At 37.2% G+C, this 12,027-nt stretch carries 10 protein-coding genes; 6 read left to right on the top strand and 4 right to left on the bottom strand.

What is annotated here, in order from left to right; translation table 11 throughout:
• Positions 1 to 61: 61 nt before the first annotated feature.
• The gene (trpS, locus tag HGJ18_RS04470) at positions 62 to 1,135 is read right to left on the bottom strand and encodes a tryptophan--tRNA ligase (RefSeq protein WP_253697897.1); all 1,074 of its coding nucleotides are present in this window, start codon (positions 1,133 to 1,135) and stop codon (positions 62 to 64) included.
• A 7-nt stretch (positions 1,136 to 1,142) separates the two neighbouring features.
• On the bottom strand, positions 1,143 to 2,906 hold the full coding sequence (gene aspS / locus HGJ18_RS04465; RefSeq protein WP_253698314.1) for an aspartate--tRNA ligase: 1,764 nt from the start codon (positions 2,904 to 2,906) through the stop codon (positions 1,143 to 1,145).
• 109 nt (positions 2,907 to 3,015) lie between these two features.
• Between aspS and HGJ18_RS04460 the strand changes: the two genes are divergently transcribed.
• Positions 3,016 to 3,669 (top strand): hypothetical protein, encoded by a 654-nt coding sequence (locus HGJ18_RS04460; RefSeq protein WP_253697896.1) that lies wholly within the window; start codon positions 3,016 to 3,018, stop codon positions 3,667 to 3,669.
• 110 nt (positions 3,670 to 3,779) lie between these two features.
• Positions 3,780 to 4,631, top strand: coding sequence for an Rpn family recombination-promoting nuclease/putative transposase (locus HGJ18_RS04455; protein ID WP_253697895.1), 852 nt, complete (start codon positions 3,780 to 3,782; stop codon positions 4,629 to 4,631).
• A 135-nt stretch (positions 4,632 to 4,766) separates the two neighbouring features.
• Here HGJ18_RS04455 and HGJ18_RS04450 read toward each other — a convergent pair whose 3' ends face one another.
• Complete coding sequence (locus HGJ18_RS04450; RefSeq protein WP_253697893.1) at positions 4,767 to 5,516, bottom strand: SIMPL domain-containing protein; 750 nt, start codon at positions 5,514 to 5,516, stop codon at positions 4,767 to 4,769.
• Between the two features lie 158 nt (positions 5,517 to 5,674).
• Between HGJ18_RS04450 and glgA the strand changes: the two genes are divergently transcribed.
• Genes glgA through HGJ18_RS04430 form a run of 4 tightly spaced genes read left to right on the top strand, consistent with a single transcriptional unit; the run spans position 5,675 to position 11,372 of the window.
• Positions 5,675 to 7,150 (top strand): glycogen synthase GlgA, encoded by a 1,476-nt coding sequence (gene glgA / locus HGJ18_RS04445; protein WP_253697891.1) that lies wholly within the window; start codon positions 5,675 to 5,677, stop codon positions 7,148 to 7,150.
• 37 nt (positions 7,151 to 7,187) lie between these two features.
• Positions 7,188 to 7,706, top strand: coding sequence for a DUF2062 domain-containing protein (locus tag HGJ18_RS04440; protein ID WP_253697889.1), 519 nt, complete (start codon positions 7,188 to 7,190; stop codon positions 7,704 to 7,706).
• Position 7,707: 1 nt separating this feature from the next.
• Positions 7,708 to 9,957 carry a TIGR03545 family protein gene (locus HGJ18_RS04435; protein WP_253697886.1) on the top strand — a complete coding sequence of 750 codons (2,250 nt, stop codon included), beginning with the start codon at positions 7,708 to 7,710 and terminating at the stop codon, positions 9,955 to 9,957.
• Positions 9,957 to 11,372 carry an NFACT RNA binding domain-containing protein gene (locus tag HGJ18_RS04430; RefSeq protein ID WP_253690977.1) on the top strand — a complete coding sequence of 472 codons (1,416 nt, stop codon included), beginning with the start codon at positions 9,957 to 9,959 and terminating at the stop codon, positions 11,370 to 11,372. Before HGJ18_RS04435 ends, HGJ18_RS04430 begins: the two co-directional genes overlap by 1 nt.
• Here the strand turns inward: HGJ18_RS04430 and HGJ18_RS04425 are convergent.
• A complete protein-coding gene (locus tag HGJ18_RS04425; RefSeq protein ID WP_253697885.1) occupies positions 11,367 to 12,026 on the bottom strand; it encodes a metallophosphoesterase in 660 nt (219 codons plus the stop codon). The genes HGJ18_RS04430 and HGJ18_RS04425 overlap by 6 nt on opposite strands.
• Position 12,027 lies beyond the last annotated feature (1 nt).

Genomic DNA, 12,027 nt, shown 5'->3' with positions numbered 1-12,027 from the left:
TAAGATATTATCATACAAACACATAAAATTCAAGGGGAAAATGGAGATGTTTTAGTTTTATTTACATTCCCTCAAAATAGTTTATTTTCATTGCAGAACGTACCGAATGAGTCGTAGCTGCGGCTTTTTCCCTTGCTTTTTTGGTGCCTTCAATCAGGATTTGATAAACGGAAGGGAGGTCTTTTTGAAAGGCCTCTCTTTTTTCCCTGATTGGCCTAAGTTCTTCCTGTAAAATATTGTTTAAGAATTTTTTAATTTTAACATCGCCTAGGCCGCCCTTTTGGTAATGCTCCTTAACCTCATTCAAGCATGAATAATCGCTCCAAAACTCAGGGAAGTGCTCATTTCGGGCAAAGGCGTCAAGATAGGTAAATACCGGATTTCCCTCAACCTTCCCCGGATCTTCAACACGGAGGTGATTAGGGTCTGTAAACATTCTCATTACCTTCTTTTTGATTTCTTCGGGGCTATCCGAAATATAAATACAGTTGCCGAGCGACTTACTCATCTTAGCCTTTCCGTCGGTTCCGGGAAGGCGGCCGCAGGTTTTGTTTGCAGGTAAAAGCTCCTTGGGCTCTACCAATGTTTCCCCGTAAAGAGAATTAAAGGAGCGGACTATTTCGCGCGCTTGCTCAATCATGGGCATCTGGTCTTCACCTACCGGAACCGTATTTGCCAAAAAAGCCGTAATATCGGCAGCCTGACTTATAGGGTAGGTTAAAAACCCTACAGGGATACCGGTGTTTCCGCCGGCGTTGGCACCTGTGTTAAAGCCTCTAAGCTTAATCTCATTTTTTACTGTAGGGTTCCGTTCAAGACGGGCCAGGGTAACGAGATTCATATAATAAAAGGTAAGCTCGCAAAGTTCCGGTATTTGAGTCTGCACGAGGATTGTCGATTTTTGAGGGTCTATTCCGCAGGCAAGATAATCCAAAGCCACTTCGATAACGCTTGTACGCACTTTTTCAAGATTATCCGCATTGTCGGTTGTAGCCTGTGCATCAGCAATCATAATATAAATTTCATCGTACTTGCCCGAATTCTGCAAGGCCACCCTGTTTTTTAAGGAGCCTACATAGTGCCCGATATGAAGTTTTCCTGTGGGTCTATCCCCTGTCAAAATAATGTTTTTCATTTAAACCTCATTCCTTAATAACCAAATGGAGTTCATCCAGCTGCTTTTGGTCTACTTCGCTGGGGCTGTCGTCCATGGGGCTTACTGCAAAGGAGTTTTTCGGGAAGGCGATTACTTCTTTTATCGAGGTTTCGCCTGCCATAATCATCACTATGCGGTCAAGTCCCGGAGCAATGCCGCCGTGGGGCGGGGCACCGTATTTAAAGGCTTCCGTTAAAAAGCCGAACTTCTTTTCCGCCTCGCTTTCATCAAAACCGACAATCTTAAAGATACGCTTTTGCAGTTCGGGATTATGGATTCTTATGGAGCCGGAGGCTACTTCATATCCGTTTAAAACAAGGTCGTAAAGATCGCCTTTTACAGGTTCAGGATTTTCTTCCATTGTTGCAATATATTTTTCTTGAGGGGCCGAGAACATGTGATGAGCCGGATCCCATTTGTTTTCTTCCTCATTCCATTCAAAGAGGGGGAAGTCCACAATCCAAGCAAATTTAAACTCGGCAGGGTTTAAGAGTCCTAAGTCTTTTCCGAGCTTGCTTCTGACGGCTCCCAAGGCCGTACAGGCAATCTTGTACTTATCGGCTACAAAAAGAATTAAGTCGCCTTTTTCGGCTCCGAGTTTTGAGCAAATTTCCGCTTCCTTTCCTTCAAAGAATTTGGAAATACCGCCTTCAAATTTTGCACCGCTTTCCGTTACCTTAATCCAAGCCAAGCCCTTTGCCTTGTAGATTTTGGCTGCGGCTTCAAGCTCTTCAATTTTTTTGCGGCTATAGGATTCTGCCTGTCCTTTTACGACCAAGGCCTTGACAGCTCCTCCTGAAGAAAGGGCATCTTTGAAAACTGCAAAGTTTCCGATTTCGGCCATAAATGCTGCATCCTGCATCTTCATTTCAAAGCGGAGATCGGGCTTATCAGTGCCGTAAACATCGATAGCTTCGTCATAGCTTATGCGTTCAAATGCTTTCGGAAGGTCTACGTTTATGCTCTTTTTAAAAGCATACTGCATCATTCCTTCGGTTAAACTTAAAACATCTTCGCGGGAAGCAAAGCTCATTTCAATATCTATTTGAGTGAACTCGGGCTGTCTGTCGCCTCGGGCATCCTCGTCGCGGTAGCAGCGTGCAATCTGAAAATATTTATCAAAGCCCGATACCATTAAAATCTGCTTATAAATCTGCGGAGATTGGGGTAGGGCATAGAATTTTCCCGGATAAAGGCGGGAGGGAACCAGATAGTCGCGGGCTCCTTCCGGTGTGGACTTAATAAATGTCGGGGTTTCAATTTCCAAAAAATCTTTTGAAGTTAAAAATTCGCGGACAGCAAAGGCGAATTTTGAACGCAAAATAATATGATCCTGCATTGCCTTTGAGCGTAGATCCAAATACCTGTATTTAAGCCGCAAATCTTCGTTTGCATTTGTTTTTTCGTCAATCTGAAAAGGAAGCACCTCGCTTTTTGAAAGCACTTCAATCTTTAAGGCCTTAACTTCGATTTCTCCCGTTGCCATTTCTTTGTTTATCATAGAATCGGGGCGCGGTCTTACAAGCCCCTCAACGGCAATACAGAATTCCTGCTTGAGACTTATAGCAAGGGCTTTTAACTCTTCGCTTGCATCATCGTCCACAACCACCTGAGTCAAACCGTAACGGTCGCGTAAATTTAAAAAAGTAATACCGCCGTGATCCCTTTTTCGGTGAATCCAGCCGTTTAAAACAACAGTTTTTCCTGCAAAATCCTTATTTAAGCCGCCGCAGGTTACGGTTCTTTGCATTTTTTCCATAATTAAATATTATAGTTAAAATGCAAAAGCTATGCAAGAGGGAAAAAATCATAAATATTTTTCTCTTGCAAAAATTTTGTGTTTAGTTTATTATAGGAATATGAAAAAATTTAGTATTTTAATTTTGGTTGTTGTCTTATGCTTAATTTGTACGGGCTGCTTAGATATTGTGCAGCATATAACACGTCTGCCTGACGGTTCCGAACAAAACACAATAAAGATAACGGTTTCTAAAATGATTTTTGCTCTTGCGGCAGGAGTTTCTTCTAGTGAAGATAAAAATTATGAAAAGTTTTTTAATGATAAAGAAATTAAAGAACTAATCGATACTCCTAAGTTTAACCCTTTTTCAGCAAAACTATCAAAAATAAATGATCCGATTGATATTGGCTACTTAATAGACATGAATATCAATTACAACGATAAAAATATTCTAAAAAAAATAAATTCCCAAGATACAATATATTTCATTCCAAAATACACAGGTGAAAAAGCAATAATTAATTTGCCTTCTTTTTCAGAAGAATCAAATGAAACCCCTAACAAAGATGAAGCAGCTATGGCATTGCTGGCAACAGGAAAATATAGATTATTGATAAGTAAATCCTGTATAAAAAATATCAGCAAGGTAGTTCTTAAAAATGCCAAGGAAGAACTTGATTATACATTTTTAGATTTATATGATCAATTTTTAATTGAAATCCCGATACCCATACTTTTTTCCGAAAGGGTAGTTTTGGAAATATATTTTTAATAAAATTAGGCTTTTTTTCAAATTTTACTATTAACCTCAAATAATCTCTACAATAATTATGAAAGGGGAAAAATTTTTCTTCTTTAAAAAAATTATTAGAGGAATTAAATATGGGAAAATTGTTTAAGATTACCCTCCGAAACGATTACGCATTTAAGAGAGTATTTGGAGTGGAAGAAAACAAGGATGTCTTACAGGATCTGCTGGAATGTATCTTAGACATCCCGCCTGAGAACATCGCAGGTTTGGAGCTCTTGGATAAGGAGTTTCATAAGGATTCGATAACTGATAAAACCGGAGTTTTAGACATAAAATTACGCCTGAAGAACAACACAATTATCGACATCGAGATTCAAAATAGGTGGAACAGCGAATTTGTTCAGCGTACCATCTTTTACTGGGCTAAAATGTATACGGAAAACTTAAAAACAAGTGAAGTATATACAAAATTGCCTAAATGTATTACAATAAACATAGTGGGTGAAGGCTTTAATTTAAATAATCTTATACATAGTGAGTACAATGTAGTCGAAAAGCACATAAACGACAGGCTTTCCGATGAGCTCGAAATCCACTTTTTAAACTTAGCCAAGGTAAAAGACGAAGAAAATATTGAGCAGGACGAAAAGAAAAAGAAACTTTACAAATGGCTGAAATTTATCGAAACTGATGACATGGAGGTAAGGGAGATGTTAGCAGAAAGTTCTGAAATGATGAGAAAAGCAAATTCCACTATTACAGTAATAGAAATGAGTCCAAAAGAAAAATGGCTTTATGAAAACCGCATGAAATATGAACACGACAAGGCCTCTTGGAAACATGAGGGGTATCAAGAAGGTATTGAAAAGGGAGCCTATCAAAAAGCAGTTGAAACAGCAAAGCTGATGAAGCAAGCAAATTGTGAGCTTGACTTTGTCATACAAATGACTGGTCTCAGCAAAAAAGAAATCGAGGCTCTATGATTAGGATGCCAGGTTGGAAGACGAGGCTTCCACTGATAATAAGCCTCTGTACATCCCGTGTACATTTTTAAGCTTCAAGTTTGCAAAAAACTTGTAAGTTTTTAATCACCGCCATCAGTGGCGGTGGTTAAAAGTCTATTCCAATTCAAAGACAAGGCTGATTTCTGCAGAAACTTCAATCTGTCCCATGGGAGAAAAATTTCCTCCTGCAGCCTCATCATAGGCGGCTTGTTTCATATTTTGGGCAGCATAATTATAATAGTTTCGTTGGAACATACCTGTAGGTTCCTCGCTTATGCTGATTATTTTTCCTAAAGAAAGGGGGTGTCCGCCGTTGGGGGCTGCCTTACAAAGAAGGAGAGCTTTTTCTTCAGCTGCTTTTACAGCCTCAGCCCTTGCCTCGTCCATTAACTTTCTCATATCGGCAACCGAAAAGCCTACATTATAGATTCTATCGACCCCCGTATTTAAAAGGTCGGTTAAAAATACTTCGTAATCTTCAATCTTTGTAAGAAGAATGGCTATGTTTTGTACCACTTCATAGCTGTCAAAATATTCATCACCGTTGTCCCTATATCTGTATCGAGGGGTAATATTTACGCGTTCAATACTTATATTTTTTTGTTCGATTTTATATTTTTCAAAAAGTTCTTTTAATTTTAAAATTGCCGCATCATTTTTCTTTTTTGCTGCAGATAAGTCTCTATCCTTAGAAAAAACCGAAAACGAAATTGAAACCTGATCAGGAGATTTTGAAATAGAAGATCGTCCTGTAACGCTTACAAAACGCTTTTCGCTTGCTTGAGGACTGCATGCTCCAAATAAAACAAAACCGATACATAAAACGCCGATAAGTTTTATGCCCTTAATAATAGAATCTTTCATAAAAGCCTCCAAAAAAATCAAGCACTTACAAAAACCTAAAAGGCTTTTTGTAAGTACAGTAAAACAACAAAATTTCGCATTATAAAGTTACGACTTTTTAGTTTTAGTCTTTTAAAATCAATAAAACTATGGTATCATTATTATAACGGAGGAATTTTATGAAAATAATGATGGTTACAAGCGAGCTTGTTCCTTTTGCAAAAGTAGGAGGTTTGGCTGATGCCGTTACGGCTTTATCAATAGCTCTTGCAGAAAAAGGACATGATGTAAGGGTTGTAATGCCTCGTTATTATAAAATTGATCGAAAAAACTTAAAACAAATTCCGGGAGCAATGGCTGTTCATCTTGGACCTTATGAACACTGGGTAGGAGTTTATGAGTCAAATCTGCCTTCTTCAAAGGTAAAGGTTTATTTTATAGATCATGAACAAGCCTTCGGCAGGGATGGAGTTTATGGCTCACCTTTTGAGCCTGATTTTTCCGATAATACGAAAAGATTTTCACTTTTAGCCCATGCAGCTTTTCAGGTTTGCAGAAAACAGGCATGGATTCCCGACGTTGTACACGCTCATGATTGGGCTGCAGGCTTGGTTCCCGTACTTTTACGCTTTACCGAAAAAAATACGGAATTTAAAAATACGGCAAGTGTTTTTACCATTCATAATATGGGTTATCAAGGCGTTTATTCTAAACACTATTTTCCCGATACCGGCCTTGATTGGAACAACTTTTATGCTACGGGCTTTGAAGACTGGGATAGAATAAACTTTTTAAAAGCAGCTCTTGTTTCTTCCGATATGCTTACAACCGTTTCTCCTTCTTATGCGGAAGAAATTAAACGCCCCGAATTCGGCTTTAGGATGGACGGTATTTTGCGTTACAGGGAAAAAGAATTGACAGGAATTTTAAACGGGGTAGATACTTCAATATGGAATCCTTCAAAAGACGAGTATATTCCTTACCGATACAATTCTAAAACCCTTGAAGAAAAGGAAAAAAATAAATCCGTTTTACAGGAAAGGGTCGGGCTCGAAATAGATACTTCCGTTCCGATATTCGGCATGATAAGCCGTTTGGTTGATCAAAAGGGGATTTCAGAGCTTTTCGGGCCCATGTACGGTTCGGCATTTAAGATATGTTCCGATATAAAGCTTCAAATGGTTGTTTTAGGCTCAGGTGAATCTTGGTGCGAAAAAGAGCTCAATTTTCTTTCACAAAGGCTGCCTAATTTTAGATGTTATATAGGCTATAATGAAGAATTAAGTCATTTAATCGAAGCCGGAAGCGATTTTTTCTTGATGCCTTCAAGATATGAACCATGCGGCTTAAACCAAATGTATTCCCTCCTTTACGGAACCTTGCCCATAGTCCGAAAGACGGGAGGGCTCGCAGATACGGTAGAAAACTATAATGAAGAAACAGGCGAGGGTACGGGTTTTGTGCTTGAATACTTAAGCCCTCAAAGTATTTACGATACGGTCGGCTGGGCTGCTTATGCTTGGTATAATAAAAAAGATCACATAAAAAAGATGAGAACCAAGGCCATGAGTAAAAAGTTCGGATGGAATATAGCCGCGGAAAAATATTTAAAAGTATATGCCGATGCTATTGAAAAAAAAGCTTCCATGCTATAGACTAAATAAAAAGGAGGAGGTTTAAAACCGTATTTCTATGATAAAATATGTAACTTCATTTTTTAGAGCCATTAATGCAAATGCTCATCCCGGTGATATAGCTCATGCCGTCGCCTTAGGCCTTTTTTTGGCAATATTACCTAAAAATAATTTAACATTTACGTTTTTGTTTTTCTTGTCTATTTTTATCCGCATAAATAAAGGAGCCTTTTTTATAACTTTTATTTTATTCGGGTTTGTAACCCCATTTATGGATGTACTAATAAACAATATAGGTTTTTGGGCTGTTCAACTGCTATTTTTACGCCCCATATTTATCGCCTTAGAAAACATTCCTTTTGTAGCTCTTTTTAAGCTTTCGAACACAATGGTCTTAGGGGGCATAATTTGGGGACTTATACTGTATATTCCCGTATACATCTTAACAAGAATTATAATAGCAAAATATAGAAAATATATGCAGCCTGCCGTAAATGTAAAGGGTGTCGGCCTTTTAGGTAAGATACCGCTTCTTCGCCACTTAACAAAAATATCTGATATAAAGGAAAATTTTTAATATGACGGATAAAAATAACGAATCATTGCAAAAAGATGAAATAAAAGCCGCCAAAAGAGCCGCTAAAGAGGCAAAAAAACTTGAAAAGGTAAAAAAACTTTTTAAAAAACGTTATACAAAAAGATCTCTTAATCGAAAAATCTATAAAAAGATTTTCATTCCGTCAGATAAAGATTATATCCAAGGTTTTATAGTTTCAAGTACCGATGAAAAAACAAACAAAGAGTATTTCCAATTCGATAAAACAAAGATAAACGATAAAACCCAATTAAAACGAATAAACAAAATAGCTTTGGAAATAGGCAGACAAAAGGGTAGGGTAAATTTTCCGGCAGTGCTAGGTGCTTTAGCCTGCGTTTTTGCCGTTCTATTCTTTGTATATATTTTTAGAAATGTATTGGCAAAAAAAATTATAGTCGGAGGCTCCGAAGCTGCTTTCGGTGCAAAATGTGAGGTAAGCCTTGTAGACTTCGACTTGTTTAACACTAGGTTTAGAATCCAAGGATATAAGGTTGCAAATAAAAACGAGCCCATGCGCAATTTATTTGAGATCCAAAATATAGACTTTTATTTTAACCTTTTGGAATTAAGCCGAGGAAAATTTGTTGCAGAAAATATGGCGATTGAAGGTTTTACATGGAATACTGAAAGAACGACTTCCGGAGCCTTGCCTCCAAAAAAACAAAAACCTGCAGATCCCAATAAGAAGCCTAACCCCATTACGGAACTTATAAATACTGAACTTAAAAAAGTGCAGTCCCAAGTATCCGTTGACAGCGGTTTAAAAGCCGTTCAAGATCAAATAGATCCTAGAAAAATTCTTGAACGCGAAAAAGCCGCTTTTAAAACTCCTGAAATTACCGAGAAAATTATAAATTCCGTAGATCCGATGGCTCAAAAATGGATTAAGACTAAGGACGATGTAGAAAAACAGGTTGTAGACACCATTGAGTCTGTTCAAAAACTAATGGCCATAGATATAAATAAGATTAACGATATAAAACAGCTTCAAGAGCTGATCGAAATTATCCAAAAAGTAGTTAAAACAGGGCAGGATGATTTTGATTTAGCAAACCGTCTTTTTAATGATGTTCAAAACGATATAAATGATGTTGATAAGCTGGCACGGGAAGCAGGTAATGCTGTTACAAATGACTTAAACCGTTTAAACAACATTGCAGGACAAATAAAATCTATCAATATCGATACCGGTAAAAAACTGGTTGCCGATCTTATAAACACTTTTATAGTAAATACTCTTGGTACATATTATCCTTATTTTGTTCAAGGAATGGAGCTTTTACAAAGCTCTCAAAAACAGCCTAAACAAGAAAAGGAACTTACATTGGCTCAAAAATCGAAAGCTATGGAACGCCTTCCCGGCAAAACCTTTATCTTCGGTAAGGATTCGGTTCCGACTTTCTTGATAAGGAATATTTCGCTTTCAGGTCATCATCCCGAAAAGGATGTCTTTGAAATCGGAGGAAGAGCTAAGGCTATAACTAATGATTACGATAAACTCGGTATTCCTCTTACAATTAATTTAAATGCAGCCCACGGAAAATTAAAAGAAACTGCAGAGGGTATAATCGATTTACGTTCTTATACCAATGAGCTCGTCGATACCGATTTTACATTTGAAGGCTTGGATATGGATATTCCTTCTCCTGCAGATGCCGTTCCTTCTCTTACAGGTATCTTAAAAACGGGAGGCGGTATAAAGGTTTCTAAAGATAAGGATGTAGTTATCAATGCAAATATGGAAATCATCAAAAGCATTCTTAGTGTTCAAAAATTTGAACCGGCATTTGTTTTTGAAATCTATCAAAACATTCTATCAGATATAAAAAAGATAAACGTAAAAACAACCCTTACAATCAATAAGGGAGAAAGTTTTACCCTCGATGTCGATACGGATGTGGATAATCAAATAGCAGCTGCCTTAAAAAAAGAATTTGCCCGCCAGGTTGAAAAAGTAAAAGCAGAGCTTTTAAAGCAGGGACAAAAATGGCTTAATGAACAAAAAGAAACTTACAAAAAAGAAATCGACACCTTTATGTCGGCAGCAAATAAGGCGAAAAAGCTTCTTGATGACGTAAAAAATTACGAAAAAATATTGGATAAAAAGAAGGCTGAAGCCGAAAAACGTATAAAAGATATTGCCGCAGGAAAAATAAAAGAAGTGCAAAACGAGGTAAAAAAAGAGGCAGAAAACAAGGTAAAAGATCTTTTAAAAGGATTCGGATTTTAATGTCCTTAAACAATAAAGAAATAGATCTAATTCTTGAAGAGCTGAAATTAGAGGGCTATTTTATTCAAAAAATAATTCAGCCATCTTATACAGCCTTGGTCTTTTATCTTTACAAAGATAAACCTCTTACTCTTTTTATTTCTCTTGATGCCGGAGCATGCCGGCTTCATGCTACACGTAAAAAAATTCCAAAATTCGATAAGCCTATGCGTTTTATGGAGCTTTTAAAATCCAGAATCAAGGGCGGGAAAATTCTAAAAGCGGAACAACTAAACGAAGACAGAATCATACGTCTTCATATTTCAAGCGGAGCAGGAGGCTTTTTTTTATATTTAAGGCTGTGGAGCGGGGCCGCAAACATAGTTTTAACCGATGAAAATAACCTTATAATCGACGCTTTTTACCGTCGCCCCAAGAAGGGCGAAATATCAGGCGGAACTTGGCTGACTCCAGAACCTCAAAAAATAAAAAAACAAGATTATTGTGTTCGCGAGTATGACAAAACAAAAACTTTTAATGAGGCTGTCGAAGAATGGTATATTAATAATGCTCCAAAGGTTTCAAAAGAAGCCCTGCTGGATGAAGCCGAAAACCTTTACGGAACCAAAATATTAAAAATCGAAAAAGCTCTTTTAAAACTTAAAGCAAAAAGGGAAGAATTTTTAAATGCTCAAAGTTTAAAAAATGCAGGAGATTTGCTTTTTTCAAACCTTCATCTGATAAAAAAGGGAATGAAATTTATAGAACTTGAAGATTACACAAAAAACGGTGCAAAAATAAATATTACTTTGGAGCCCCTAAAAACACCCCAAGAAAATGCAAATCTATATTACGAAAAATATAAAAAAGCCGTTTCTGGTTTAGAGGCCTTGGAAGAAGATATTATATCGGCCGAAAAAGAAATAGAAAAACTAAAAGAAAAAATAGAAAAAATTAAAACGGAAGAAAACCCTTATTTAATTCAAAAAATTCTTCAAAAAGAAAAAATTCCGGTTCAGCAAAAAGCAAAAAACACAAAAACCGCTCCGGGTTTAAAATTCTTTTCGGAAGGTTGGACTATTTTAGTAGGCCGAACGGCAGCCGAAAATGATGAGCTTTTGCGTCATTTTGTTAAGGGGGCTGACCTTTGGCTTCACACAAGGGATTATGCAGGCGGCTATGTTTTTATAAAGGCTAGGGCAGGGAAGAGTATCCCCTTACCTGTTTTGATTAAGGCCGGAAACCTCGCAGTCTTTTATTCAAAGGCGAGAAAAAATGGACAAGCCGATTTATATACCACTCAGGTAAAATATTTACGCAGAGCAAAAAACGCACCCAAAGGAACCGTTCTTCCTACACATGAAAAAAATCTTTCCATAAAACTGGATGAAAAAATCTTAAAACAATTGGAAGAAGAAAAAATATCTGCTTTATAAATTTTTAAATTCCATTGACGGTTTTGCATCTTTGCTCATAGTTAAAATTCCATAGCTTTTATTTGAGCCCATTCTAGGTCTTGATACCGAACCGGGGTTTATCAAAAATATTCCGTTTACTTCTTTAATTAATGGTACATGGGTATGGCCGAAAACCGCAACCGAGCAGTCTTGCTGCCGTGCAAAATTTAAAAGAGTGTTTAATTCAAAATCTACATAGAATTCATGCCCGTGGGTTAAAAGAATTTTTTTACGGCAAGCTTCTAAAAAGATAAATTCAAAAAATTCCAAATATTGTTCGGGATTTTTTTTAAAGCCGAAATCCGCTCCCGTTTTTCTTGCATCTAAATTTAGAACATATTTTTTTGAATCGCAATTTCCCATAACGAGAGCTGCTACAGGAGGCATACATTCCATCAGCTCTTTTTCGTATTGCGAAATCGTTATATAATTTAAAAAATCTGCAAGGCCGTCTCCCGAAAATAAAACGGCATCGGATTTTTTTCCCTCGCGGCCCAAAATATCGATTATAGTATCTACGTTACCGTGTGTATCCGAAATTAAAATAAGGCGTGCTTTTTCGGCAGATTTTAGTTTTTCAAGAGCTTCAGGAGATGCAAAAATCCCTTTATTAAAGTACTCCAAAGAGTTCACC

This window comes from Treponema denticola (genome assembly GCF_024181405.1).
In the GTDB taxonomy this organism is placed as follows: domain Bacteria; phylum Spirochaetota; class Spirochaetia; order Treponematales; family Treponemataceae; genus Treponema_B; species Treponema_B denticola_D.
This window is presented reverse-complemented; position numbering and strand designations above follow the sequence as displayed.

Coding starts and splice junctions, on each gene's coding strand:
- trpS (WP_253697897.1), bottom strand. CDS start 1,135: ATGAAAAACATTATTTTGACAGGGGATAGACCCACAGGAAAACTTCAT.
- aspS (WP_253698314.1), bottom strand. CDS start 2,906: ATGCAAAGAACCGTAACCTGCGGCGGCTTAAATAAGGATTTTGCAGGA.
- HGJ18_RS04460 (WP_253697896.1), top strand. CDS start 3,016: ATGAAAAAATTTAGTATTTTAATTTTGGTTGTTGTCTTATGCTTAATT.
- HGJ18_RS04455 (WP_253697895.1), top strand. CDS start 3,780: ATGGGAAAATTGTTTAAGATTACCCTCCGAAACGATTACGCATTTAAG.
- HGJ18_RS04450 (WP_253697893.1), bottom strand. CDS start 5,516: ATGAAAGATTCTATTATTAAGGGCATAAAACTTATCGGCGTTTTATGT.
- glgA (WP_253697891.1), top strand. CDS start 5,675: ATGAAAATAATGATGGTTACAAGCGAGCTTGTTCCTTTTGCAAAAGTA.
- HGJ18_RS04440 (WP_253697889.1), top strand. CDS start 7,188: ATGATAAAATATGTAACTTCATTTTTTAGAGCCATTAATGCAAATGCT.
- HGJ18_RS04435 (WP_253697886.1), top strand. CDS start 7,708: ATGACGGATAAAAATAACGAATCATTGCAAAAAGATGAAATAAAAGCC.
- HGJ18_RS04430 (WP_253690977.1), top strand. CDS start 9,957: ATGTCCTTAAACAATAAAGAAATAGATCTAATTCTTGAAGAGCTGAAA.